Genomic DNA, 24,106 nt, shown 5'->3' with positions numbered 1-24,106 from the left:
GCCGGCCGGGGGTCTGTTCCTCTTTTTTGTATTCACCGCCCCTGCGGGGGCCAAAGAGGAGGCCGGGCAGATGGCACAGACCGAAAAAAAGCCAAGCGGCGCGCAGACCGCCATCGAGTGGGTGGAGAGCCTGGTGTTTGCCACGGCGCTGCTGATCCTTGTGTTCATTTTTCTTTTCCGCGCGGTGACGGTGTCCGGCACCTCCATGATCCCCACCCTTTATGGGGGCGACAAGATCATCGTGCAGGGCGTGGGTTACCAGCCCTGCCGCGGCGACGTCATCGTGGTGGACGGCTACATCAATTACGGCGAGCCCATTGTCAAGCGCATCATCGGGGTGGGCGGCGACGAGGTGGACATCAACTTTGAGACCGCCACCGTCACGGTGAACGGCGAGGCCCTGAACGAGCCTTATCTCGGCACCCCCACGCAGCGCCGGGGGGACGTGGAGTTTCCCTTGACGGTGCCCGAGGGCATGGTCTTTGTGCTGGGCGATAACCGCCAGGCCTCTCTCGACAGCCGCTATACCGACGTGGGCTTTATCGACAGCCGCGATATCCTGGGCAAGGTGTTTTTCCGCGTCCTTCCCTTTTCCTCGATAGGAGCGATCCGATGAACGATTCTTTCAGCGGGCGGCAGATCCAGTGGTTTCCCGGCCATATGACAAAAACGCTGCGCCTGATCGGGGCGGAGCTGAAAAATGTAGACGCTGTGCTGGTACTGCTGGACGCGCGCATCCCGGCTTCCAGCCTCAACCCGGAGATCGAGGCGCTTTTGGGCGACAAGCCGCGCGTTTATATCCTGAACAAGAGCGATCTTGCCGACCCGGCTGTGACCCGGCGCTGGGTGGCGCATTTTCGCGGTGAGCACAGCGCCTGCGTGGCGCTGTCCAGCAAACGGCGCGGCGCGGCGGCCGGCGCAAAGGCAGAGGTGGAGCGGGCACTGGCGCCCCTGCTTGCCAGACGGGCGCAAAAAGGCATTGCGGGCGCGCATATCCGCCTCATGCTGGTGGGGATCCCCAACGTGGGCAAATCCACCTTTATCAACAGCTTTGCCGGCGGCCAGCGCGCCCGGGCGGAAGATCGGCCCGGCGTGACGCGGGGCAAGCAGTGGGTCACGGCGGGCAATTACGATCTGCTGGATATGCCCGGCGTGCTCTGGAAAAAATTTGAGGATCGCCGCACGGCGGTGAATCTCGCCTTTATCGGCTCCATCCGGGACGAGATCCTCGATATGGAGGAGATCGCGGCCGAACTGCTGAGCGAGGTAAAACGCCTTTACCCCCAAAAGCTGGAGGAGCGCTACCGGCTGAAACCGCAGCAGATGGAACAAGAGCGGTATGATCTGCTGGCCGAGATCGGCCGCAACCGCGGGATGCTGATCTCGGGCGGCGAGGTGGACCTTGCCCGCGCGGCGGTCACGGTAGTGGACGAGTTCCGCGCCAGCAAGCTGGGAAATCTTTCGCTGGAAAGCCCGCCGGAACGCGTCTGCGGGGAAGAGGTGGAGCAGGGATGAGCGCGCTTTATGAGTTTGACCGGCCGCTGATCGCCCGCCACGGCCTTGTCTGCGGCGTGGATGAAGCGGGGCGCGGCCCCCTGGCCGGCCCCGTCTGCACGGCGGCGGTCATTCTGGACGAGGGCACGGTGTTTGAAGAACTCAACGACTCTAAAAAACTGACCGAAAAACGCCGCGAGGCGCTGTATCCCAAGATCATCGAGAACGCCGTCAGCTACAAGATCGTGCTCGTGGGCCCGGAGGTCATCGACGAGATCAATATCCTGCAAGCCACCATGAAAGGCATGCGGGAGGCGATCGGCGGGCTGGACCCGGCGCCGGCCCTGGTGCTGATCGACGGCAACCGCTGCCCGGAGGGGCTCGGGATGCCCGCGCGCGCCGTGGTGAAAGGGGATGCGACGTCCGCCTGCATCGCGGCGGCATCGGTCCTGGCCAAGGTCACCCGCGACCGCTATATGACGGAGCTGGGGCGCAGGTATCCGCAGTATCAGTTTGAAAAGCACAAGGGATATCCCACCAAACTGCACTACGAGCTGATCGCGCAGTACGGCATTCAGGATTTTTATCGCAAGAGCTTTCTCAAAAAGAGAGGGATCGTTTGATGGACAGAAAGACAGCGGGGATCATGGGGGAGGTCGCGGCGGCGAAACTTTACCGAAAGGCGGGCTATCGCCTGCTGGCCTCCAACTTCCGCACCCGGCAGGGAGAGATCGATCTGGTGGCGGAAGGGGCCGGCTGCCTTGTCTTTGCCGAGGTAAAGACAAGGGCGGAGGGGGGCATCGCCTCCCCGCGGGAGGCGGTCACTCCCGCAAAGCAGCGGCGCATCGTTGCAGCTGCCAAAGGCTATCTGGAAAAATTCGGGGACAGCGGCAGGCCGGTCCGCTTTGACGTGGTCGAGGTCTATTACAGCGGCGACGCCGTCACCCGCGTGGAACAGATCGAAAACGCATTTACCGCATGAGAGGGGACAGAGGATGAATTATCACAGCACAAGGGACACGTCGCTGCGCCGCACCGCTTCTCAGGCCATCCTGCAGGGGATCTCGGAGGAGGGCGGCCTTTTCGTCCCGCAGGAGATCCCCCGGGTGGACCTTGCGTCGCTGCAGGGACTGGATTACTGCGCGCTGGCGGCAAAGCTGCTGGGGCTTTATCTGACCGATTACAGCGAGGAGTTTTTGCTGCGCGCCGCGCGGCAGGCCTATGGCCCGCAGCGCTTTGAGGGCGCGGCGGCAAAGACCGTAAAACTGGAGCCGGGCCTGTACAGCCTGGAGTTGTGGCACGGCCCCACCAGCGCTTTTAAGGATTACGCGCTGCAGCTGATGCCTCTGCTGCTGGTGGAGGCCAAGCGCATCAACCGGGATAACAGCAAGACCGCGATTCTGGTGGCGACCTCCGGCGACACGGGCAAGGCCGCGCTGGAGGGCTATAAAGACCTGCCCGGCATCGAGATCGCCGTCTTTTATCCCGCCCACGGCACCAGTGAGACCCAGCGGCTGCAGATGGCCACGCAGGAGGGCGAAAACGTCCATGTCTTTGCGGTCGAGGGCAACTTTGACGACGCGCAGACCGGCGTGAAGCGGGTGTTTACCGACGCCGCTTTTGCAGCCGAGTGCGCTGCGCAGGGCAAGCATCTGACCAGTGCCAATTCGATCAACTGGGGCCGTCTGGCCCCGCAGATCGTCTATTATTTTGCCTCTTACCTTGAGCTGGTCCGCCAGGGAGAGCTTCAGCTGGGCGACGCGCTGGACTTTTGCGTGCCCACCGGCAATTTCGGCGATATCCTGGCGGGCTATTATGCCCGCCGCATGGGCCTGCCGGTCCGCCGCCTGCTCTGCGCCTCCAACAAAAACAATGTGCTCACTGATTTTGGAGCCAGCGGCGTATACGACGCCGACCGCCCGTTTTACAAGACCGCCTCGCCCTCGATGGATATCCTGGTCTCCTCCAATCTGGAGCGGCTGCTGTATCACGAGAGCGGCGATGCGGACCTCATCGCGCAGCTGATGGACGCGCTGGCCGAAAACAAAAAATATCAGGTGCCGCGCAGCCTGGGGCAGCGCATAGCGGAAAGCTTTGCCTTTGGCTGTACCGGCGAGGAACGCTGCTTTGCCGAGATCGCCGCGACATGGGAGAAGGACCATTACCTGGCGGACCCGCACACGGCGGTGGCCCTTTCCGTGGCGCGGGCTGAGGCAGACGGCAAAACGCCCTGCGTGGTGCTGTCCACGGCAAATCCCTACAAATTTTCCGGCGCGGTGCTCGGCGCGCTGGGCGGCCGGGCACAGCAGGACGACTTTGCTGATCTCGCTGCTCTGGAGCAGCTCACCGGCACCGTTGCCCCGGCCCCACTGCGGGCCCTGCGGGAAAAGCCGGTGCGCTTTGAGGCGACGATCCGCCCGGAGGGGATCCCGGCGGCCGCCCGCGCGCTCTGAGGGGAGGCGCCATGTCACTTTACGCCATTGCCGACCTTCATCTCTCTCTGGGCGCCGACAAGCCGATGGATATTTTCGGCGGCTGGAAAGACTACGTCCCACGCCTTGAGGCCAACTGGAACCGTCTGGTCCGGCCGGAAGATACCGTCGTGCTGCCGGGGGACATCTCCTGGGCGATGAAGCTGGAAAACGCAGTGGAGGATTTCCGCTTTATCGAGCGCCTGCCCGGCCGCAAGATCATCCTGAAAGGCAACCACGACTACTGGTGGGCCACCATGGCCAAGATGGAGGGATTCTGCGCCGCCCAGGGCTTTTCCAGCATCCAGTTTCTCAACAACAACTGCTGCTGGTATGGCCAGACCGCTGTCTGCGGCACCCGCAGCTGGCTGTTCGACGTGGGCAAACCCCATGACGCCAAGGTCATGAACCGGGAGCTCTGCCGTCTGCGCGCCTCGCTGCAAAGCGCGGGGGATGCGGAAAAACTGGTGTTTTTGCACTATCCGCCCCTTTACCCCGCCGGAAACGCCGACGAGGTGCTGGCGCTGCTGCATGAATTTGGCGTCCGGGAGTGCTGGTACGGCCATCTGCACGGCCCCTCCATCCGCGGCGCCATTCAGGGAGAAGTGGACGGGATCCGCTACAAGCTCATCTCCGCCGACGCACTGGGCTTCTGCCCGGTACAGGTGCGCTGAAACAGCGGTTTTGTTTGCCTGAAAGCCTGATAAATTAATGGAAAATTCATAGCTGGTATGCTATAATAAAATGTAATGTCTTTTATGGAGGAAAGAAAATGGAACTCAAGAAAAATGAAAAGCTCGAGAACAGCCGTGTGGAGCTGGAGATCGCCGTCGATGCCGCCGCTTTTAGCGATGCGGTCTCCAAGGCGTTCAGAAAAAATGCAAAAAACTTTAACGTCCCCGGCTTTCGCAAGGGCAAAGCTCCCCGTCACCTGATCGAGCAGATGTACGGCAAGGACGTTTTCCATTACGACGCCGTCAACGAGATCTTCCCCGAGGTCTATGACGAGGCTGTCAAGGCGGCCGGGATCGAGCCGGTAGCCGCCCCGGAAGCCGAGCTGGTCTCCACCAGCCTGGAGGACGGCGCCGTGCTGAAGGTCACCGTCACCGTCAAGCCCGAGGTCGCTTTGGGCGAATACAAGGGTTTAAAGGCCACCAAGACCGTCCATACTGTAGAGGCGTCCGAGGCCGACGCTGAGATCGCCCAGATGCAGCAGCGCAACGCCCGCACCATCACCCGCGAGGGCAAGGCGGAGAACGGCGATATCGCAGTGATCGATTTTGAGGGCTTTGTGGACGGCGTCGCCTTTGAGGGCGGCAAGGGTGAGAACTTCTCTCTGGCGCTGGGCAGCGGCCAGTTTATCCCCGGCTTTGAAGAGCAGGTCGTGGGCCATGTGGCCGGCGAGGAGTTCGACATCGAGGTGAACTTCCCGGAAGAGTATCAGGCCAAAGAGCTGGCGGGCAAGGCTGCCACCTTTAAGATCAAGCTGCACGAGGTCAAGACCAAAGAGCTGCCGGAGCTGGACGATGAGTTTGCCAAGGACGTCAGCGAGTACGACACGCTGGCCGAGCTGAAAGACAGCATTCTCAAGCGCAAGCAGGAGCAGACCGACAAAGAGGATGAGCTCAACGTCGAAAACGCCCTGGTGGACCAGGTCGTGGACGGCATGGAAGTCGAGGTCCCCGGCTGCATGGTGGAGAACCGTGTGGACGAGATGGTGCGCGACTTTGAGTATCGCCTTGAGCAGCAGGGCCTCAAGTTGGAGATGTATCTGCAGTACACCAACAGCACCATGGAAAAATTCCGCGAGGGTTTCCGCGAGCAGGCTGAAAAGCAGGTCAAGATCCGTCTTGCGCTGGAAAAGATCGTAGAGCTGGAGAAGATCGAGGCCAGCGAAGAGGAATTTGACGCCGAGATCAAGCGCATCGCCGCCGCCTACCAGATGGAGGAGGAGAAGATCCGCAGCGTCGTCCCGGTCGACGAGGTCAAGAAAGATCTGGCTTTCAACAAGGCCATTGATTTTATCAAATCCAACGCCGTGGTGACTGAAGAGGCCGCCAAAGAGGAAAAGGCGGAGGAAAAGAACGACTAAAATTTCCACATTCGGAGGGTTTTGCAATGAGTTTGGTCCCTTATGTCGTTGAGCAGACAAGCCGCGGCGAGCGGTCTTATGACATCTTTTCACGGCTTCTGAACGACCGCATCATCATGCTGTCAGAGGAGATCACCGACGCCACGGCCAGTGTGGTAGTCGCGCAGCTGCTGTATCTCGAGGGGCAGGACCCTGACAAGGACATCAGCCTTTATATCAACAGCCCGGGCGGCTCCATCACCGCGGGCATGGCGATCCACGACACCATGCAGTATATCAAGTGCGACGTCTCCACCACCTGCATCGGCATGGCCGCCTCGATGGGGTCTTTCCTGTTGGCGGCCGGCGCCAAGGGCAAACGGTTTGCACTGCCTAACAGCGAGATCATGATCCATCAGCCGCTGCTCAGCGGCCTGCAGGGCCAGGCGACCGACATCAAGATCCATGCCGACCACATCATCCGCATCCGCCGCAGAATGAACGAGATGTACGCACAGTACACGGGACAGCCGCTGGAGCGCATCGAGGCGGACACGGAGCGCGACAATTTTCTGACGGCACAGCAGGCTGCGGACTATGGCCTGATCGACGCCGTGACCACAAAGCGATAAAAGTAAGTTGGTGAAACATGGCAAATAAAGAGAAGGATATCACCTGCAGCTTTTGCGGAAAAAGCCAGGACGCGGTCGAACGCATGATCATCGGCCCCGGCGTTAACATCTGCAGCGAGTGCATCGAGTTGTGCGGCACCCTTCTTTCCGAAGAGGGGGTGCGGCCCAAACCGGCACAGCACGCCCCGCAGCGCATTGCCCGGCCGGGTGCAAAGCCCGCTCCGGCAGCGCCGCAGAACGATTTCAAGATCCTGACCCCGCAGGAGATCAAAGAGGGGCTGGACCAGTACGTGATCGGGCAGGACGACGCGAAGATGGTGCTGGCGGTATCGGTCTATAACCATTACAAGCGCATCCTTGCCAGGGACTACAGCAATGATGTAGAGCTGCAGAAGAGCAACGTTTTGCTGGTGGGCCCCTCCGGCGTGGGTAAGACCTATCTGGCCCAGAATCTGGCCCGGATGCTGAAAGTCCCATTTGCAATCGCTGACGCCACGACCCTCACCGAGGCGGGCTATGTGGGCGAGGACGTGGAAAACATCCTGCTCAAGCTCATCCAGGCGGCTGATTTTGACGTGGAGCGGGCGGAAAAAGGTATCATCTATATCGACGAGATCGACAAGATCACCCGCAAGAGCGAAAACCCCTCTATCACCCGCGATGTGGGCGGCGAGGGCGTGCAGCAGGCGCTGCTGAAGATCTTGGAGGGAACCGTCGCCAACGTGCCCCCTCAGGGCGGGCGCAAGCATCCCCAGCAGGAGTTCATCCAGATCAACACCAAAAACATCCTGTTTATCTGCGGGGGCGCTTTTGACGGGCTGGCAAAGCATATCCAAAAACGCACCGACAGCTCTGGTCTGGGGTTTGGCAGCCAGCTGAAAGAGCCGAAAAAAAATGCCGACGACGCCAAGATGCTGCGTCTGGTGGAGCCGCATGATCTGGTCAAGTTTGGCCTGATCCCCGAGCTGGTCGGCCGTCTGCCCATCGTCACGGTGCTGGACGCGCTGGATGAGGGGGCTCTGGTGCGCATCCTCAAAGAACCGAAAAACTCTATCGTAAAGCAGTATAAGGCGCTTTTTGCGCTGGATAATGTGGAGCTGGACATCACCGACGAAGCGCTGCACGAGATGGCGAAAAAAGCCATCAAGCTCAAAAGCGGCGCGCGGGGGCTGCGCAGTATCGTAGAGCAGACGCTGATGGAGACCATGTATGAGGTGCCCAGCGATCCGACCATCATCCAGGTGACCGTCGACGCAGACGCGGTGCTGGGGGGCAAACCGAAGCTAGAATACGGCGCGGTGCGCAAACGGTATAAAAATACCGTCAATACCCTCATCCATTGAGTTCCATTTGAGGCAAGTTATCTCCATAAATTTTAGTGCGCGGCGAAGCGATGGCTTCGCCGCGTTTTTTCATGCTTTCATGCGTTTGCGTGCAAATTTTTTACTTTATCAGGAGAGTGGAAGAAAAAGGCCTCCCGCACCAGCCCAAACGGGCGTGGAACGGGAGGCCGATTTTTTTATTGCTCCGCAATAAAAAACATCTTATCTTGATAGCCCGCCCTCGCCGCTTGCGCGGCAACCGGGCGAATGGCCCCCAAAATAGCCTTGCGGCTATTTTTTATCAAATCAGTGCATGTTTTGCACTTCCCCTGCGCGCCGGCTTGTCCGCGCGGCAGGCAGGGATGCGGGATTTTGACGGGATAACGCAGGGAAGAGGGACGTTCCGCCCGTCAGACCTTGAACGAGACGGACGTTTTCCCGTCGTCCGGTTTTTCATCGTCAAAGATATAGTCGTTTCCGGGCAGGACCGCGTTGAGGACGATGCCCAGGATCGCGGCGATGGCAAGGCCGGACAGCGAGATGGTAATATCGGCGGTGACCGCAAAAGACAGCCCGCCGATGCTGTTGAAGCCCAGGGCACTGACCAGGATGACCGCAGCGATGATCAGGTTGCGGGACTTGGTCAGATCGACCTTGTTTTCCACCACATTGCGCACGCCAATGGCGCTGATCATGCCGTAGAGGATAAAGCTGACGCCGCCGATGATGGCGTTGGGGATGGAATGGATGATCTCGCCGAATTTGGGAATAAAGGAGAGCGCGACCGCAAAGACGGCGGCAAGCTCCATGACGCGGGGGTCATAGACGCGGGTCAGGGCGAGAACGCCGGTGTTTTCGCCGTAGGTGGTATTGGCCGGGCCGCCGAACAGCCCGGCAAGGCTGGTGGCAAGGCCGTCGCCCAACAGGGTGCGGTGCAGGCCGGGGTCGCTGATATAATTCTTGCCGGTGGTGGCGCCGATCGCGGCAATGTCACCGATGTGCTCCATCATAGTCGCGAGAGCGATGGGCATGATGGTAAAGACGGCGCTGATGCTGAACTTGGCCATGGTGATGGGCGCCAGGGCAAAGACCTGCGCCTCTTTTACCGCCGTAAAATCCACGCGGCCCAGGCAGACGGCCAGCAGGTAAGAGCCCACGATGCCCAGCAGGATGGGGATGATCTTGACCATCCCCTTGCCCCAGATATTGCAGACCACAATGATGGCCAGCGCCACAAAGGCCAGAAGCCAGTCCTCACTGGCGCTGGTGACCGCGGTGGGGGCAAGGATGAGGCCGATGGAAATAATGATGGGGCCGGTCACAACGGGCGGAAAAAAGCGCATGACCTTTTTGACGCCAAAGGCCTTGATCAGCGCAGAGAGCGCCACATAAGCAAGGCCGGCAGCCACCACGCCGCCGCAGGCGTAGGGCAGCAGCTCCGCGTTGGGGGAACCGTCGGCCAGCTTTGGCGCCACCATGGCATAGCCGCCCAGAAAAGCGAAAGAAGAACCCAGAAAGGCGGGCACCTTGCCCTTGGTGATCAGATGGAACAGCAGGGTGCCGAGACCGGCGAACAAAAGGGTGGTGGAGACGTTCAGGCCGGTGATGATGGGCACCAGTACCGTGGCGCCAAACATGGCAAAAGTGTGCTGCAGGCCAAGCAGCAGCATTTTGGGGATACCCAGTTTTTTGGCGTCCCAGATCGGGCTTTCTGACTTCATGACACATTCCTCCTCACAGTTTGACACGGCAGAGCGCAAAAAAAAATTAAGCTGAAAACAGCTTAATTTTCCATAACGCTATTGCAGGTGAAAAAGGGAATAAAAAGCCCGGGCAGAAAGCATCTTTTTGCCCCAGGCAGCAACATCCCGCAACACCCCTCTAGTTTGTTTTGCCGCATACACTTTTAATAGGATACCCAAATATGGACAAATTGTCAATATTTTTTTAATAGGACAGCGAAAAGTTGCACCCCGAAAGGGAAATGGTTATAATAATATGGATAGCGGCTGTTTTGCCGCTTTCTGATTTTCTATCAGGGAGGAACTGCTTTATGCCGGTCAAGGTAAAGCTCAAAATAGACCACAAGAACGAAGTTATCTCATTGCCCGCCATCGCCCTGCGCGGGCTGGTGGTGTTTCCCAACAACGTCATCCACTTTGAAGTGGGACGCCCTCAGTCCATTGCCGCCGTGGAGTGGGCGATGGAAAACAATACCAGCCTTTTTCTGGTCACTCAAAAGGATATGGATCAGGAAGAGCCCAGGCTGGCTGATCTGCACGCTTACGGCGTGGTGGCGGAGATCAAGCAGGCGCTCCGGGTGTCGGACGATCTGGTAAAGGTTCTGGTTGAGGGCAAATTCCGCGCCCGCCTGCTGGAAATGGACACCGCATCCCACTTTATGCAGGCCTCGGTCAAGCCCGCCCCCGTGCGCGGGGCCAAGTCCGCGGACAATGTGCAGGTAGAGGCGCTGGTGCGCTCGATCCGCGAGGCGTTTGAAGAGTATCTGGGCCTCAACTCCCGCATCCCCAAGGATGTGGTTTATACCATCCTGTCCAGCGAGGACCCTGTTTTCCTCAGCGAATATATCCCCAGCAACCTGCTCTTCAAATATAACGACAAACAGCGCATTTTGAACGAGAGCACCCTGTTGGGGCGGCTGGAGACCCTGCTTTCCGTTTTCAGCAAGGAGAATAAGGTCCTCTCCATCGAAAAGGAGATCCAGGACAAGGTCTCTGTGCAGATGGACAAGAACCAGCGCGATTATTTTCTGCGCGAGCAGATGCGCGCCATTTCGGACGAGCTGGATGAGGAAGAAGATACCCGCCGCGAGGCCGATGGATATAAACAGCGCATTGAAAAACTGCTTTTGCCGGAGGAAGCGCGGGAAAAGCTGAACAAAGAGGCGGACCGCCTGTACAAGATGCAGGGGAACTCTCAGGAGGCCTCGGTCATCCGCACCTATCTGGATACCTGCCTTGACCTGCCCTGGGACCAGTCCACGCCGGAAAATATCGATATCAATAAGGCGGAGGCGATCTTGAACCGGGACCACTATGGCCTGAAAAAGGTCAAAGAGCGCATTTTAGAGATCCTGGCGGTGCGCAAGCTCTCGGATTCTGTAAAAAGCCAGATCATCTGCCTGGTGGGCCCTCCGGGCGTGGGCAAGACCTCGATCGCCAATTCGATCGCGCGCTGTCTGGGCCGCAGGTACGCCCGGGTCTCTCTGGGCGGCGTGCGGGACGAGGCGGAGATCCGCGGCCATCGCCGCACCTATATCGGGGCCATGCCGGGCAAGCTGATCAGCGCTGTTGCCACGGCAAAGAGCAATAACCCCGTGCTTCTTCTCGACGAGGTGGACAAGATGGCGGCCGATTTTCGCGGCGACCCCTCGGCGGCATTGCTGGAAGCGCTGGACCCGGAGCAGAATGTCGCTTTTAAGGATCTTTATCTGGACATCCCGTTTGATCTGAGCAAGGTGCTGTTCATCACCACTGCCAACACGACCGATACCATTCCGCGTCCGCTGCTGGACCGCATGGACGTCATTGAGCTGCCCAGTTATACACGGGTGGAGAAATTCAACATCGCAAAACGTCACCTGATCCCCAAGCAGCTGGCTGCAAACGGCCTCAAGGGGCGGGTGCGCCTGACCGATTCCGCCGTCACCGCCCTCATCGACGGTTATACGCAGGAGGCGGGCGTGCGCGGGCTGGAGCGGGTCATCGGCGAGGTGCTGCGCAAATGCGCCAAATCTATCGCTTCGGGCGAGATAGAGGGGGATCTCTCCGTCACCGGGAAAAGCATTGAAACGCTGATCGGCCCGGTGCGGGTAAAACCGAATTTTTCCAATAAAACCAACGCCGTGGGCATCGCCAACGGTCTGGCCTGGACCTCCGTGGGGGGCGAATTGCTGCCCATCGAGGTGCAGATCATTGAAAACGGGAACGGCGGTCTGGAACTGACCGGCTCTTTGGGCGAAGTGATGAAAGAATCCGCTAAGCTGGCCATCACCTATGCCAAAGTACACGCGTCGGAATACGGCTTTGAGAGCACGGTGTTCAAGACCATCGACATCCATATCCACGCGCCGGAGGGCGCGATCCCCAAGGACGGCCCGTCGGCGGGCGTCACCCTGGCCACCGCGCTGATCTCCGCGCTTTCCGGCCGCCCGGTGCGCAGCGACGTGGCCATGACCGGCGAGATCACGCTGCACGGCCTGGTGCTGCCCATCGGCGGCCTGAAAGAAAAGACCATGGCAGCCTACCGTGAAAAAATGCACACCGTTCTGGTGCCCGCAGACAATATGTCCGATCTCTATGAGGTGGACGACGTGGTCCGGGAAGCGCTGTGTTTTGAGCCGGTGACTGACCTCAAGGCGGTGCTGAAAACCGCCCTGCTGCCGAAAAAGGAAGGATGAGGTTTTCGCTTATGAAATACAGTCAGGCCGCTTTCAAGGCCTCCTACGGGCTTTCCTCCCAGCTGCCCGACCACGACCGGCCCGAGATCGTCTTTTCGGGCCGGTCCAACGTGGGAAAATCTTCCCTGATCAATAAGCTCTGCAACCGCAAGAGCCTGGCCCGGGTCAGCGCCACCCCCGGCAAGACCGCTACCATCAATTATTATGATCTGGGGGACGCCTATCTGGTGGATCTGCCCGGCTACGGTTACGCCAAGGTGTCCGCCTCAGAGCGGGCGCGCTGGGACGATCTGATCAACAGCTATTTTGCCGTGTCTGAACGCTGTACCCTGCTGGTGCAGCTGCTGGACAGCCGGCACGCCCCCTCTGCCGATGACAGGATGATGCTGGAATATCTGCGTCATCACGGCATTCCCTTTGTGGCGGCGCTCACCAAGGCCGACAAGCTCAAAAAGGCGGAGGCCGAGCGCGCAGCCGGGGAATTTGCCTCGCTTTGTGCGGAGTATGGATGTAAAGGGGTCATACTTACCAGCGCCCAGAACGGGCGGGGCGTGGAAGAGCTGCAGCGGGTCATCGAGGCTGCGGCCGAGGCCTTTTGAAAACCCTCCCTTTTTCAGGCCAAAGAGAAAGGCGGCGAAAGACCGGTGGCAGGGTATGGAGATTTTGCCTATTTTTATGATGAGTTCAACGGGGAAGCCGACTACGATGCCCTGTATGCGTTCATCCGGGAACGGTTTTCCGGCCATGGGCTGCCCGGCCCCATCGTGGCCGACCTGGGCTGTGGAACAGGGGAACTGACCCTGCGCCTTGCCAGAGACGGCTATGATCTGATCGCGGTAGACGGTTCGCCGGATATGCTGGCGATGCTCAGCGAAAAACTGGCGGAAGAGGGCAGGCAGGGCCTGCTGCTGCTGGAACAGGACCTGACCTGCCTTGACCTTTACGGGACGATCCACGGGGCTGTGTGTACGTTTGACACCCTCAACCATCTGGGGCCGCTGGAGACGATGGGACGCGCCATCGAAAAGGCGGGCCTTTTTATGGAAAAAGACGGACTGTTCATTTTTGACGTCAATACCCCCTATAAGCACTGCAAAATATTGGGGAATGAGACCTTTATACTGGAGGATGAGGACGCGGTCTGCGTCTGGACCAACGAACTGCAGGAGGCGCAGCGCCGCACCCGCATCTCGATCGACATCGCCTACACAGGGGATCCCGTCCACTATAAAGAGTGTTTTTACGAATATTACTGCACGCCGCAGGAGCTGGAAGCCCTGTGCGAAAGGCACGGCTTCCGGGTACTGGAGATCGTGGACGGCGAGCGCTTCTGCGCGCCGCTGCCAGACAGCCAGCGCCTGCTTTTTGTGGCTGAAAAGGAGAGACAATGTCAAAGCTGATAAGAGCGATCTCAGAAAATGGCGGCGCGGTGGTCTCGATCTTGGATTCCACCGCGATCGTCGCGGAAATGGAAAGGCTGCATCACCCCAGCGCGGTGGTCTCTGCGGCGCTGGGGCGTCTGGTCACCGGCGCCGTTTTGATGGCTGCCAACCTGAAAAGCGGGGACGATTCGCTGACGCTGCGGGTAAAGGGAGACGGGCCGGCGGGCCTGCTGCTCGCCGTGGCGGACGGCCGCGGCAATGTCAAGGGCTATGTGGAAAACCCCATCGTGGAGCTTCCGCCCCGGGAGGACGGCAAACTGGATGTGGGCGGCGCCGTCGGCCGGGACGGCACCCTCACTGTGATCAAGGACATGGGGCAGCCGTATGTGGGGCAGGTGCCGCTGGTTTCCGGTGAGATCGCCGAGGACCTCACCTCCTATTATGCCACCAGCGAGCAGATCCCCACCGTATGTGCGCTGGGCGTGCTGGTAGAGCGCGACCTGACCATCAAAAGGGCCGGCGGCTATCTGCTGCAGCTGCTGCCGGGCGCCACCGAGCAGGAGATCAGCATGCTAGAGGAGAACGTGGGGCGCATGAGAAGCATGACCGAGCTGCTGTGCGATGGAAAAACGCCTTACGAGATCATCGAAGAAATATTAAAGGGCTTTTCCCCCAACGTCCTGGACGAGAGCGAGGTGCAGTATCATTGCGACTGCAGCCGCGACAGGGTGGAGCGCGCCTATATCAGCCTGGGGCAGGAGGAGCTGCGCAGGATCGCCACCGAGCAGGAAACGGTGGAGATGAAATGCCAGTTTTGCAACAAAGCCTATCATTTGCATGCGGCGGATTATGTCAAGCGGGAAGAAGCTCAGGGGTAAAAAAAGGCTTTCGCTCATATGATTGCAGTATGAGGTGAATGCCGTGAAACTGAGAGAAAAATTTTTGATCGCGCTGATCCTTTTGGCCCTGGGGCTGCTTGTCTACCGGGTAGCGGACGGCCTGACGGGCAGGGCGCTGCTGAATGCGGCCCGCCCTGCGGCTGCTTATGCGGTGGACGCGCGCTCGTTTGACGGAGGATGATTTCTTGGCAAAGGAAAAACTCAAAACCATTTATGTCTGCAATGCCTGCGGGGAGCAGAGCCCGCGCTGGATGGGGCGCTGCCCGAGCTGCGGCGAGTGGAACACCATGGTGGAAGACGTGGTGCGCCAGCCCGCGGGCGGCGTCAAGGCCGCCAAGGCCCCGGTGCTGGCAGGCGAGGTGCGCTCTGCCAGGCTGTATGATATCGACACCAATGACGAGCGCTCGCGCATCGTCACCGGCATTTCTGAGCTGGACCGGGTGCTGGGCGGCGGCATCGTGATCGGTTCGGTCATACTGCTGGGCGGCGAGCCCGGGGCGGGCAAATCGACTTTGCTGCTGCAGATCTGCGCCTCCATCCCCCCCGGACTGCACGTGCTGTACGTCACGGGCGAGGAGTCGGTCCGTCAGATCAAGCTGCGTGCCGACCGCCTGAATGTCAGCGGTGAAAATGTCACGGTGGCGGCGGAGACGGAGATCGAGTCCGTTGTGGAGCTCATCCGCTCCGTGCACCCGGACCTGGTGGTGGTGGACTCTATCCAGACGATGCACTCAGGGGCGGTCTCCTCGTCCGCGGGCAGCGTTTCCCAGGTAAAAGAGTGCTCTGGACAGCTGCTGAACGCCGCAAAGACGCTGGAGATCCCGGTGTTTATTGTGGGCCATGTCAACAAGGACGGCGCCATTGCCGGCCCAAAGGTCATGGAGCATATCGTGGACACGGTGCTGTATTTTGAGGGGGACAGGATGCTCCCGTACCGGATCTTGCGGGCGGTCAAAAACCGTTATGGGTCCACCAATGAGATCGGAATGTTCGACATGACGGGAGATGGCCTGCGCGAGGTGGTCAACCCCTCCAAGCTGCTGCTGGAGGGCAGGCCTTTGGGGGTTTCGGGGAACTGCGTGGCCTGCACCATGGAGGGCACCCGGCCCATCCTCTCCGAGGTCCAGGCGCTGGTCACCAAGAGCAGCTTTCCGTCCCCGCGGCGCACCACCTCCGGCTTTGACTTCAACCGCGCCAATCTCCTGCTGGCCGTCATTGAAAAGCGGGGCGGCTATTTTTTGGGCACGCTGGATGTTTACCTGAATATCGTGGGCGGCCTGCGGTTGGACGAGACAGCCTGTGATCTGGCGGTCATCCTGGCCGTGGTGTCGAGCCTGCTGGACAAGCCCATCCCGGACGGCACAGTCGCCATAGGCGAGGTGGGGCTGGGCGGTGAGGTGCGCAGCGTCAGCAACCTGGACACCCGCCTGAGAGAGGCGTCCCGGATCGGCTTTTCCCGGGTGATCGCCCCCAAACACAGCCTGTCGCAGCTGGACCCGGCGGCCTACCCGGGCCTGGAACTGGCGGGAGTCTCTTCCATCCGAGGCGCGATCACCCTGCTGTGAGCTGCGCGCGCTGTGCGGACGCGCGTCCTGCAAAAAGGCTTTTTCTTTGCAAAACTCATAAAACCATCCCCCTTTGGCAAACTAGAATGCAGTGATTTTTAGTTTGCCGGGGGGATTTTGTCTATGGTCAAAAAAAGGATCTACGCCAGCCTTTGTGTTCTGCTGCTGCTTTTCAGCGCCGCCGCCCCGGCGGCTTTTTACGGTGCCCTGCCGGTCTGCGGGCTGACGGCCCCAATGCTTACGTCCTATACCCGGACGCTGAACTGCAGCGGCACGGTGATCGCGTCGGAGATCGCGGTGGTCAGCGCCGCAATGCCGATCTGTGTGGAAAAGCTGTATGTGCAGAACGGCAGTTATGTGGTGCGGGGACAAAAACTGCTGGACGTGGACCGGCAAAAACTGCTCGCGCTCGCTGCCGCCGGTGCGAGCGACGACTTTTCGCAGCTGGAACCGGCGGATCTGGAAAAAGCTGTGGCCGCCGCCGCGTCTCTCGACAAAGGGACGGCCTCGGCGCTGGAAGAGATCCCGGCGGCCATTTACGCCTCTAACGACGGTTATATCGAGGGCTTCAACCTGGAAGAAGGCGCGTTTGTCCCGGCCAACACCGGCATTTGTACCGTCTCTTCGGGCGGCGCGCACCGGCTCAAGCTCACTGTGCCGGAGGACCGCCTCGGCGATATCCCGGTGGGCAGCGCAGTGCGCTTTCGCCCTGTCGCCTATGATGACCGCGAATATTACGCGGTGGTGGAGAACACCCCCGCAAACATCCGCCGCCAGCTGACTACCACCGGCTATCGCAGCGTCGCGGACGTTTACGCGACGGTGGAAGCGGGCGACGAGTATCTGGAAAATGGGCTGACGGTCACCTCCACCGTGCTGATCGCAGACCGGCAGCAGCTGCTGACGATACCCTATAAAGCGATCGGTCAGGACGAGAACGGCGAATATGTATATCGCATCGAGAATGGACGCGCCGTGAAGTCTTATATCGTCACCGGGCAGGAACTGGAGGACGCCGTGGAGGTGCAAAGCGGACTCGAGCTGGGGGCGTCGATCGTGGAGGACCATTCGCTGATCCGCAGCGCAGGGCAGCTGGTGCGGCTGAAAGGGGAGAAAGCGGCTTGAAGAAAAAGCTGGGCCTGTTTGCAGCGGAACTCAAAAGCGAGTTTGCCCCTTACCGGACGGCCGCGCTTTCCATCGCGATCGCCATCACAGCCATCGTCATCGTCTCGGCGATCTCCGGCGTGGGTTCTTCTTTGATCGACACTGAACTTTCCAGCCTGGGACTGGACGGCGTAGCGCTCTCGGCCGCGGAAAAGACCGACAGGAACCAGATGACCGCGGCGCTCTATGAACAGTTGAAGACGGTCTCCGGCGTCAAAGACAGCACACCTGTCGTGATGGACAGCGGCGCTTATGAACTGGGAGCCAAAACAGGGAACGCTTTTTTCTGGGGGATCGCGCCCAAAGCGGAAAACATCGTCACGCTGGAGCTTTTGCACGGCCGGATGATCGGCAGCGAAGAGGTGTTGGGGGCCAGGAAGGTCTGCATTGTGGACGAAAAGATCGCCCAAGACGCTTACCAGCGGACTAATATCGTGGGGAAAACGATCCGCCTGACCATCAACGGCGTAACAGACGGCTACACGGTGATCGGCGTGGTCAAGGCGGGCAGCAGCCTGCTCAACGGCCTTACCGGCAGTGTGATGCCGAACTTTGTCTACTTGCCCTATTCGACGCTGTCCTTTTTCAGCGCAAAAGAGGGGTTTGACCAGATCATTTTTACCGCCTTTCAGCCGGAGGGGCTGGATGAGGTCAAAGAGGCGCTTACCGCCGCCCTGCGCGGCCTCACACAGGGCGAAGAGAGCACCTTTGTGCTCAATGATCTGGCGGCACAGCGGGACAGCATAGACCGCATCGTCACGGTCGCATCCGCAGCGCTGGCCCTGATCGCCGGCATCTCGCTGGTGGTGGGCGGGCTGGCGGTCAGCAGCTCGGTGGGCACGGCGGTGCACACCCGGCGCAGGGAGATCGGCATCAAAAAAAGTCTGGGAGCCCCGCCCTCGGTAATTGTAAAGGAGTTTCTGGCAGAGATCCTTTTCACCGCTCTCGGGGCCGCATTGTTGGGCACCCTGATCAGCGGCCTGCTCTGCTGGCTGCTGCTCGCCATGTTCCGTCTGCCGCTGCAGATGGATCTGCCTTTGCTTCTCGGCGGCATTTTTGCTACAATAGGGCTATCGATCCTGTTCGGGGTTTTTCCAGCGCTGCGGGCGGCCCGCATGAAGCCTGTGGACGCGTTGAGAGGGGAGTAGAAGCGATGAAATTCAGCAGGCCAAATCTGCCGCAGGGCGCCGCATGCCTGTGCGTGGTATCCGGCAGCAACAAACAGGTGATCCGCGCATTGGAGCAGCGCGGCCTTACCTGCTACATAACCCGCCCGTCCCGGGCGCTCTCCGCGCCGGTGGCGAGCCATGCGGATATGCTGGCGTTTTCTCCCAGGGCGGGTAAGCTGCTTTTAGCTGCCGACCAGCGGGAACTGCACACGCGCTTGCAAAAAAGCGGTGTGGAGACCGTGCGCTTTGATGGGCTGAAGCCCGGCTATCCGTTTGAAACGGCCCTCAATGCCGCGGTGGTGGGAAAAACGCTGATCGGGGGAGAAACTGCGCTTTCTGCTCTGAAGAGTTTCGAAACAAATAAATTGGAGGCGCTTCAGGTCCGCCAGGGCTATGCGCGCTGTTCCATTGTGCCGGTGACCGAAAACGCTTTGATGACTGCGGATAAAGGCATTGCCGCCGCGGCCCGCGGCGCCGGGTTGGAAGTGCTGGAGCTGCAGCCGGAACCGGGCATCCAGCTGCGCGGGTATCAATATGGCTTTTTGGGCGGCTGCTGCGGCAAGCTCAGTGCATCGCAGCTGGCGTTCTGCGGCGATTTTACAGCGCTGAGCCAGCACGAGGTGATCAGAAAATTTTTATCGCGCTTTGATGTGGAACCAGTGAGCCTGATCTCCGGGCCCATGCAGGACATTGGCGGATGGCTGGTCATTGCGGAAAAAGAATAAAATAAGAGGAAGAAAAATCCCGTCCAACACAGGCGGAGATAAACAGTTCCGCATGCGGCAAACTCCCGCGAGTCCTGGTCAGGCTCGGCGGGAGTTTGCTTTTTGGCTGCTGGATTTATTTTAAAGATTAAAAATCATTTTATTCGTCGTTTAAGTCCAAGGATAAAGCTCGAGATCGCGACAGGTCCGATCGTTGACAAATCAGACTGTAAAAGGTATAATAGCGTCAATCACTTCCCCATATTTCGCTAAACTTACATTTAGCGAAATAGCGTCACTCCTTTGACCTTGATGAAGATCTCAGCCAATGCCCTGCCTCCTGCTGATCTCTCAAGGCACACGCCCTTTATCTTTGGGAATCTGAAAATCTCAAGCTTCTGCAGCAAATGGAAACAGCGCTAAGCGGGCAAATCGATCAAGCGATCAAAAGAGCGGTCCAAAAACAAGCGTTCACTAAAGACGCAGCGGGTAGAAGACGACTGTGGTTTGAGCGGTTTGGAAGGAATTCGACGCCCCCCTCTTAATTGCGGCTTTTTGACTTCCGCATTTTTAACCATAAATAACTATAAAAAAGACGAAAGTGACGAGGTGCTCAGCAATGGCAAACAGTTCCGCCGGAATAAAAAAAGACGAATATGCCGACTGCCCGGGATTTTTGCGCGATTTTCTCTACTATGCGCTCTCTATCCGCAACCTGTCGCCGCGCACAGTGGACGGCTACGCCGTTGATCTGCGCACTTTTTTCCGCTTTCTGCGCCGTTTTCGCGGCGAGGTACAGGATGAGCTGATGCTGGAGGAGATCTCCATCAAGGAGCTCTCTTTCGATTTTGTACAGGCGGTCACCAAGGCTGAAGTGTATGAGTTCATGTATTATATCACGCGGGAGCGGGGCAACGCCTCGAATACACGGGCACGCAAGTTATGCAGCATCAAGGCCTTTTTTCGTTATTATGTCAACAAAAAAAATCTGCTGGAGAGCAACCCCGCCCTGGATGTGGACTCCCCTTCGCTTAAAAAAGCCCTGCCCCGCTATCTCTCTTTGGAGGAATGTCTTGAGTTGCTGCGCAGTATCCAGACGGAATTTACAGAGCGGGATTACTGCATCATCACCCTGTTTCTCAACTGCGGCATGCGTCTGTCCGAACTGGTGGGGATCAACCTGACCGATTTTAAGGAAGAGACCATCCGCATTGTCGGCAAGGGCAATAAAGAGCGCACCGTTTATCTGACCGAGGCCTGTCAGGCCGCCATCGAACCTTACCTGGCCGCCCGGGCAGCTTTGACCAATTTAAAGGATCGCAATGCCATGTTCGTCTCAAAACGGACGGGAAAGCGCCTTACCGCCCGCAGGGTGGAGCAGATCGTCGCCGAATGTCTGGCGCAGGCGGGCCTTGCGGGCAAGGGGTATTCCCCTCATAAGCTGCGCCATACCGCGGCCACGCTGATGTACCGCAGCGGACAGGTCGACATGCTGGCGCTGCAGGAGATCCTGGGGCACGCCAATGTCTCCACGACCCAAATTTATACCCACATTTCCCGGACCCAGTTGGACGAAGCTGTAAAGTCTTCTCCCCTTGCAGGCATCAAAAGGGTGAAAAAACAGGCATCGCCCAAAAAGGAGGAGGATGCTCCGCAGCCGCAGGACGAGGACGGCGTGGCGATGGCGGACTTACAGTAAATCTTAAAATCGAAAGACCGGGCCCAGCAGCAGCGCGAAAAAACCCTCCAAAATCGCGGCGGCAAGCCCCGCTGAGGAGTAAAGGACAAAGCCCTGCAGCGCTTTGCGCGGATCGATCAGAGCCACGCTGCTGCGGTGCAATAGTGCACAGCGAAAAAGCTTTACAGAGGTGTCGAAGGTGTCAGCCGCAAAAAGCAGCAGCTCCAGGGCCTGCACCACAGTGGGCAGCAGCAGCAAAAAGAGTTCAAACAGCAGGCCTTTCAGGCCATAGGACAGATAGAGCACTGCGCTGACCATCCCCGCGCTGATGCCGCGCAATAACGGCAGCATAAGGATAAACGGCGCGCCCAGGCAGGAAAAGCTGCAGATCAAAAGCAGCAGATTGAGCCCCAGCACCGAGAGAAACGAGACGGAGAACACGGGCAAAAAGCTGCCTGCATTGTGATTTTGGAGGAAGCTTTCGATATAGTACCAAAAATAGTTGTTCTGCTCTCCCCTGTGTCCGGCGGCATAGACAGCGCCCAGGATCAGGCCCAGATAGTAAAGCCCAAAAACCGTGTAGGTGACGAGCCTGTTTTGAAGATCCACTCTTTTTCTCAACGAAAAAACCTCGCTTTGCCAACAGCCTGTACTTTTTACGATGATCACAGTACAAGCCTATTCCGCAAAAGCGGGGTTTATGCTTTGCCGCCGCAGGATGCAGCGCAGAAGATCGCGTTCAAAAAAATGCGTGCCTTTCCAACAGGAAAAGCACGCAGCGGGCAGAGGAACCGCGCCGTCCTCTGCAAAAAGTCCCCAAGGGGCCTTTGCCCCACAGCGCGGCCTCTTGCCGGCCGGGACTTTGGACGGACCTGCAAGGTCGAACGGGAACGCACGGCGGGCCTGTGGGACGTGTGTCCCGGCTCTGCCGCTCTGCCGTCTTTTGCCGTTCAGTGCTTGCGCCGCCTGCGCTCCGCCAGGCTCACGCCAAGATATCCCCCAACAGCGCCTGCGGCACACATTGCGATCAGTTTGATGAACGCCATGCTGGAAAGCTCAAAATCCCCGCGCAGGAACGCTGCGGCCATAAGGATGAGATAAAGGACCGCGCCGCCCGCAAACCCCAGCAGCATCCCCTTGCTGCCGATGCAGAAAGCGAGCGCCATACCGGACGCCAGTGCGGAGATGCAGACCATCACCGTTGAGAGGGGGCCCAGCATACTGGGGGCCACGTCCACCCGGCACATCACCGAACTCACCAGTGCGAACTGCACCAAGGTCAGCCCCACGGCGGTCAAGAATGCCAAAATAAGCGCCGGGACAAAAGAACGCTCCTGCTTTTTTATTGCAGCCGTTTTTTTCACCATATCAAAAACACCCCCAAATACACTGCTAAAGTGTATTCAGAGGTGTTTGCGTTTATGTTTGGTTACTCGACGACGAGTTTCTCCACATCCTGCACGGCCCAGCGCTTGAAGCGGACCTTATTGCGCTCGGTGCCGGTCTCCAACACGATGGTGTCGTCCTTGAGCGCCACGACACGGCCCACAATGCCGCCGATCGTGGTGACGTTGTCGCCGATCTCCAGCGCGTTGCGCAGATCTTGCAGCTGCTTGTCCTTTTTCTTCTGGGGACGGATCATGAGAAAATACATCACAACCAGAACGAGGGCAAACGGCAGGATCGTGCCGATAATTCCAAACGTAGCGTCAGAACCGGTGGTCAGAAAAATTGGAAACATCTAAAATCTTCCTCCTAAAGTTTGGTCGATTACAATACAATATCCATTATAGCCGCATCGCGGGCTGCTTGCAAGCTTTTTCCCCCATTTCAAATACGGCTGTCCAAAATTTTGCTGTATTTTTCACGGAATCCCTCAAAATTGCCCGCATCCAGCGCGTCCCGGCAGCGCTCCAGCAGCGTGTTGTAGAAATAAAGGTTGTGCATGACCCCCAGCCGCAGCCCCAAGATCTCGTCGGCCTTGAACAGATGGCGGATATAGCTGCGGCTGAAATTGCGGCAGACCGGGCAATCGCACTGCGGGTCGATGGGCGATTCATCCCTTTCATATTTGGCGTTGCGGATATTGATGATGCCGCCCCAGGTGTTGAAATGGCCGTGACGGGCGTTGCGCGCCGGCATGACGCAGTCAAAAAGATCCACGCCGCGCGCGATGGACTCCAGGATATTGCCCGGGGTGCCCACCCCCATCAGATAGCGGATCTTATCCTTTGGCATGTGGGGTTCCACTACCGTGATCACCCGATACATTTCTTCCGTCGGCTCCCCTACCGCCAGGCCGCCGATGCTGTAACCGTCCAGATCGAGTTCTGCGATCTCTTTCATCTGTTCCACCCGCAGATCGTCGAAGCAGCAGCCCTGGTTGATGCCGAACAGCAGCTGGTCTGGGTTGACTGCAAGCCCCTCCCGTTTGAGGCGGGCCATCTCATCTTTACAGCGCTTCAGCCAGCGCACCGTGCGGGCGCAGGAATCCTTGGCATACCCGTGTTCCGCCGGGTTTTTGATGCACTCGTCAAACGCCATGGCGATGGTCGAGCCCAGGTTCGCCTGGATGCGCATGCTCTCCTCGGGGCCCATAAAGATCTTTCGCCCGTCGATGTGGGAATTAAAGGTGACGCCCTCTTCCCGGATCTTGCGCAGCGAGGCAAGGCTAAAAACCTGAAAGCCGCCCGAATCTGTCAGGATCGGCCCGTCCCAGCGCGTGAAGCGGTGCAAACCGCCCATGTCCCGCACCAGCTCGTCGCCCGGGCGCAGATGAAGATGATAGGTATTGCAGAGCATTACCTGGCATTTGATCTCTTTCAGATCAAATGCAGAAAGCCCGCCCTTGATGGCCGCGGCAGTGGCCACGTTCATAAAAGCAGGTGTCTCCACCGTGCCGTGTACCGTTTTGAAGCGGCCCCTGCGCGCCGCGTGTTCCGTCCTGATCAGTTCATACATCCATTGAACCCCCTCTTTTTATCAGAGGCGCCGGGCATAGGCCCTTCTGCCAAAAAACGGGCGGCGCCGGGGAACACTTCCTCAGCACCGCCTTTTTTATCTTTTGTTTATTATAGCTGCTTCACGGCCGAAAGTCAACGCGGGCGGTGTGGGCCTTAAGAAATGCCGTCCGCC

Annotated in this window: 24 protein-coding genes; 19 read left to right on the top strand and 5 right to left on the bottom strand. The window is 58.9% G+C overall.

The genetic code is table 11. The features are described from left to right. Nucleotides 1-70: 70 nt before the first annotated feature. From lepB to clpX, 9 genes are all read left to right on the top strand, one after another. Nucleotides 71-616 (top strand): signal peptidase I, encoded by a 546-nt coding sequence (gene lepB / locus H8S23_RS00500; RefSeq protein ID WP_186886359.1) that lies wholly within the window; start codon nucleotides 71-73, stop codon nucleotides 614-616. Then, the gene (gene ylqF, locus H8S23_RS00495) at nucleotides 613-1,515 is read left to right on the top strand and encodes a ribosome biogenesis GTPase YlqF (RefSeq protein ID WP_186886358.1); all 903 of its coding nucleotides are present in this window, start codon (nucleotides 613-615) and stop codon (nucleotides 1,513-1,515) included. The genes lepB and ylqF overlap by 4 nt, the downstream gene beginning before the upstream one ends. Then, nucleotides 1,512-2,117 carry a ribonuclease HII gene (locus H8S23_RS00490; RefSeq protein ID WP_186886357.1) on the top strand — a complete coding sequence of 202 codons (606 nt, stop codon included), beginning with the start codon at nucleotides 1,512-1,514 and terminating at the stop codon, nucleotides 2,115-2,117. The genes ylqF and H8S23_RS00490 overlap by 4 nt, the downstream gene beginning before the upstream one ends. Further along, nucleotides 2,117-2,476 (top strand): YraN family protein, encoded by a 360-nt coding sequence (locus tag H8S23_RS00485; protein ID WP_186886356.1) that lies wholly within the window; start codon nucleotides 2,117-2,119, stop codon nucleotides 2,474-2,476. Before H8S23_RS00490 ends, H8S23_RS00485 begins: the two co-directional genes overlap by 1 nt. Before the next feature lie 13 nt (nucleotides 2,477-2,489). Continuing rightward, nucleotides 2,490-3,947 carry a threonine synthase gene (gene thrC, locus H8S23_RS00480; protein WP_186886355.1) on the top strand — a complete coding sequence of 486 codons (1,458 nt, stop codon included), beginning with the start codon at nucleotides 2,490-2,492 and terminating at the stop codon, nucleotides 3,945-3,947. Nucleotides 3,948-3,958: 11 nt separating this feature from the next. Continuing rightward, nucleotides 3,959-4,639, top strand: coding sequence for a metallophosphoesterase (locus tag H8S23_RS00475; protein WP_186886354.1), 681 nt, complete (start codon nucleotides 3,959-3,961; stop codon nucleotides 4,637-4,639). A gap of 98 nt (nucleotides 4,640-4,737) precedes the next feature. Then, the gene (gene tig / locus H8S23_RS00470; protein ID WP_186886353.1) at nucleotides 4,738-6,057 is read left to right on the top strand and encodes a trigger factor; all 1,320 of its coding nucleotides are present in this window, start codon (nucleotides 4,738-4,740) and stop codon (nucleotides 6,055-6,057) included. Nucleotides 6,058-6,083: 26 nt separating this feature from the next. Then, nucleotides 6,084-6,668, top strand: coding sequence for an ATP-dependent Clp endopeptidase proteolytic subunit ClpP (gene clpP, locus H8S23_RS00465; protein WP_186886352.1), 585 nt, complete (start codon nucleotides 6,084-6,086; stop codon nucleotides 6,666-6,668). Between the two features lie 17 nt (nucleotides 6,669-6,685). After that, nucleotides 6,686-8,011, top strand: a complete 1,326-nt coding sequence (gene clpX / locus H8S23_RS00460; protein WP_186886351.1) for an ATP-dependent Clp protease ATP-binding subunit ClpX — start codon at nucleotides 6,686-6,688, stop codon at nucleotides 8,009-8,011. Nucleotides 8,012-8,400: 389 nt separating this feature from the next. Here the strand turns inward: clpX and H8S23_RS00455 are convergent, their stop codons facing one another. Then, nucleotides 8,401-9,711, bottom strand: coding sequence for a uracil-xanthine permease family protein (locus tag H8S23_RS00455; RefSeq protein WP_186886350.1), 1,311 nt, complete (start codon nucleotides 9,709-9,711; stop codon nucleotides 8,401-8,403). Nucleotides 9,712-10,043: 332 nt separating this feature from the next. Here H8S23_RS00455 and lon point away from each other — a divergent pair, with 332 nt between their 5' ends. The 10 genes from lon (at nucleotide 10,044) to H8S23_RS00405 (ending at nucleotide 20,992) form a co-directional block, all read left to right on the top strand. Continuing rightward, nucleotides 10,044-12,410 (top strand): endopeptidase La, encoded by a 2,367-nt coding sequence (lon, locus tag H8S23_RS00450; protein WP_186886349.1) that lies wholly within the window; start codon nucleotides 10,044-10,046, stop codon nucleotides 12,408-12,410. Between the two features lie 11 nt (nucleotides 12,411-12,421). Then, nucleotides 12,422-13,009 (top strand): ribosome biogenesis GTP-binding protein YihA/YsxC, encoded by a 588-nt coding sequence (gene yihA, locus H8S23_RS00445; protein WP_186886348.1) that lies wholly within the window; start codon nucleotides 12,422-12,424, stop codon nucleotides 13,007-13,009. Between the two features lie 45 nt (nucleotides 13,010-13,054). After that, the gene (locus tag H8S23_RS00440) at nucleotides 13,055-13,810 is read left to right on the top strand and encodes a methyltransferase domain-containing protein (RefSeq protein ID WP_186886347.1); all 756 of its coding nucleotides are present in this window, start codon (nucleotides 13,055-13,057) and stop codon (nucleotides 13,808-13,810) included. Continuing rightward, nucleotides 13,798-14,670: an Hsp33 family molecular chaperone HslO gene (hslO, locus tag H8S23_RS00435; RefSeq protein WP_186886346.1), complete on the top strand. Its 873-nt coding sequence runs from the start codon at nucleotides 13,798-13,800 to the stop codon at nucleotides 14,668-14,670. Before H8S23_RS00440 ends, hslO begins: the two co-directional genes overlap by 13 nt. A gap of 43 nt (nucleotides 14,671-14,713) precedes the next feature. After that, entirely contained in the window at nucleotides 14,714-14,872 is a 159-nt protein-coding gene (locus H8S23_RS00430; protein WP_186886345.1) for a hypothetical protein, read from the top strand. 4 nt (nucleotides 14,873-14,876) lie between these two features. Further along, nucleotides 14,877-16,256 carry a DNA repair protein RadA gene (radA, locus tag H8S23_RS00425; RefSeq protein WP_279289043.1) on the top strand — a complete coding sequence of 460 codons (1,380 nt, stop codon included), beginning with the start codon at nucleotides 14,877-14,879 and terminating at the stop codon, nucleotides 16,254-16,256. Between the two features lie 123 nt (nucleotides 16,257-16,379). Continuing rightward, nucleotides 16,380-17,381 carry an efflux RND transporter periplasmic adaptor subunit gene (locus H8S23_RS00420; RefSeq protein WP_186886343.1) on the top strand — a complete coding sequence of 334 codons (1,002 nt, stop codon included), beginning with the start codon at nucleotides 16,380-16,382 and terminating at the stop codon, nucleotides 17,379-17,381. After that, complete coding sequence (locus H8S23_RS00415; RefSeq protein WP_186886342.1) at nucleotides 17,378-18,568, top strand: ABC transporter permease; 1,191 nt, start codon at nucleotides 17,378-17,380, stop codon at nucleotides 18,566-18,568. The genes H8S23_RS00420 and H8S23_RS00415 overlap by 4 nt, the downstream gene beginning before the upstream one ends. A gap of 5 nt (nucleotides 18,569-18,573) precedes the next feature. Beyond that, nucleotides 18,574-19,314: a DUF6873 family GME fold protein gene (locus H8S23_RS00410; RefSeq protein WP_186886341.1), complete on the top strand. Its 741-nt coding sequence runs from the start codon at nucleotides 18,574-18,576 to the stop codon at nucleotides 19,312-19,314. 598 nt (nucleotides 19,315-19,912) lie between these two features. Next, nucleotides 19,913-20,992, top strand: coding sequence for a tyrosine-type recombinase/integrase (locus tag H8S23_RS00405; RefSeq protein ID WP_186886340.1), 1,080 nt, complete (start codon nucleotides 19,913-19,915; stop codon nucleotides 20,990-20,992). Between the two features lie 3 nt (nucleotides 20,993-20,995). Here the strand turns inward: H8S23_RS00405 and H8S23_RS00400 are convergent, their stop codons facing one another. The 4 genes from H8S23_RS00400 to tgt all read right to left on the bottom strand — a co-directional run bounded on the left by H8S23_RS00400 (nucleotide 20,996) and on the right by tgt (nucleotide 23,932). Further along, nucleotides 20,996-21,592, bottom strand: a complete 597-nt coding sequence (locus H8S23_RS00400) for a stage II sporulation protein M (RefSeq protein ID WP_186886339.1) — start codon at nucleotides 21,590-21,592, stop codon at nucleotides 20,996-20,998. Between the two features lie 329 nt (nucleotides 21,593-21,921). Continuing rightward, nucleotides 21,922-22,278 carry a TIGR04086 family membrane protein gene (locus H8S23_RS00395; protein WP_186886338.1) on the bottom strand — a complete coding sequence of 119 codons (357 nt, stop codon included), beginning with the start codon at nucleotides 22,276-22,278 and terminating at the stop codon, nucleotides 21,922-21,924. A gap of 122 nt (nucleotides 22,279-22,400) precedes the next feature. Continuing rightward, complete coding sequence (gene yajC / locus H8S23_RS00390; RefSeq protein ID WP_186886337.1) at nucleotides 22,401-22,712, bottom strand: preprotein translocase subunit YajC; 312 nt, start codon at nucleotides 22,710-22,712, stop codon at nucleotides 22,401-22,403. Nucleotides 22,713-22,801: 89 nt separating this feature from the next. Then, entirely contained in the window at nucleotides 22,802-23,932 is a 1,131-nt protein-coding gene (tgt, locus tag H8S23_RS00385) for a tRNA guanosine(34) transglycosylase Tgt (protein WP_186886336.1), read from the bottom strand. Nucleotides 23,933-24,106 lie beyond the last annotated feature (174 nt).

The organism is Anaerofilum hominis (genome assembly GCF_014287275.1).
Lineage (GTDB): Bacteria > Bacillota > Clostridia > Oscillospirales > Ruminococcaceae > Pygmaiobacter > Pygmaiobacter hominis.
The sequence above is the reverse complement of the archived record's forward strand: the minus strand, read 5'-3'. Positions and strand labels throughout refer to the sequence as shown.

Coding starts and splice junctions, on each gene's coding strand:
- yajC (WP_186886337.1), bottom strand. CDS start 22,712: ATGTTTCCAATTTTTCTGACCACCGGTTCTGACGCTACGTTTGGAATT.
- clpX (WP_186886351.1), top strand. CDS start 6,686: ATGGCAAATAAAGAGAAGGATATCACCTGCAGCTTTTGCGGAAAAAGC.
- yihA (WP_186886348.1), top strand. CDS start 12,422: ATGAAATACAGTCAGGCCGCTTTCAAGGCCTCCTACGGGCTTTCCTCC.
- H8S23_RS00455 (WP_186886350.1), bottom strand. CDS start 9,711: ATGAAGTCAGAAAGCCCGATCTGGGACGCCAAAAAACTGGGTATCCCC.
- H8S23_RS00485 (WP_186886356.1), top strand. CDS start 2,117: ATGGACAGAAAGACAGCGGGGATCATGGGGGAGGTCGCGGCGGCGAAA.
- clpP (WP_186886352.1), top strand. CDS start 6,084: ATGAGTTTGGTCCCTTATGTCGTTGAGCAGACAAGCCGCGGCGAGCGG.
- H8S23_RS00420 (WP_186886343.1), top strand. CDS start 16,380: ATGGTCAAAAAAAGGATCTACGCCAGCCTTTGTGTTCTGCTGCTGCTT.
- H8S23_RS00410 (WP_186886341.1), top strand. CDS start 18,574: ATGAAATTCAGCAGGCCAAATCTGCCGCAGGGCGCCGCATGCCTGTGC.
- tig (WP_186886353.1), top strand. CDS start 4,738: ATGGAACTCAAGAAAAATGAAAAGCTCGAGAACAGCCGTGTGGAGCTG.
- hslO (WP_186886346.1), top strand. CDS start 13,798: ATGTCAAAGCTGATAAGAGCGATCTCAGAAAATGGCGGCGCGGTGGTC.
- lepB (WP_186886359.1), top strand. CDS start 71: ATGGCACAGACCGAAAAAAAGCCAAGCGGCGCGCAGACCGCCATCGAG.
- ylqF (WP_186886358.1), top strand. CDS start 613: ATGAACGATTCTTTCAGCGGGCGGCAGATCCAGTGGTTTCCCGGCCAT.
- lon (WP_186886349.1), top strand. CDS start 10,044: ATGCCGGTCAAGGTAAAGCTCAAAATAGACCACAAGAACGAAGTTATC.
- H8S23_RS00475 (WP_186886354.1), top strand. CDS start 3,959: ATGTCACTTTACGCCATTGCCGACCTTCATCTCTCTCTGGGCGCCGAC.
- thrC (WP_186886355.1), top strand. CDS start 2,490: ATGAATTATCACAGCACAAGGGACACGTCGCTGCGCCGCACCGCTTCT.
- H8S23_RS00490 (WP_186886357.1), top strand. CDS start 1,512: ATGAGCGCGCTTTATGAGTTTGACCGGCCGCTGATCGCCCGCCACGGC.
- H8S23_RS00405 (WP_186886340.1), top strand. CDS start 19,913: ATGGCAAACAGTTCCGCCGGAATAAAAAAAGACGAATATGCCGACTGC.
- tgt (WP_186886336.1), bottom strand. CDS start 23,932: ATGTATGAACTGATCAGGACGGAACACGCGGCGCGCAGGGGCCGCTTC.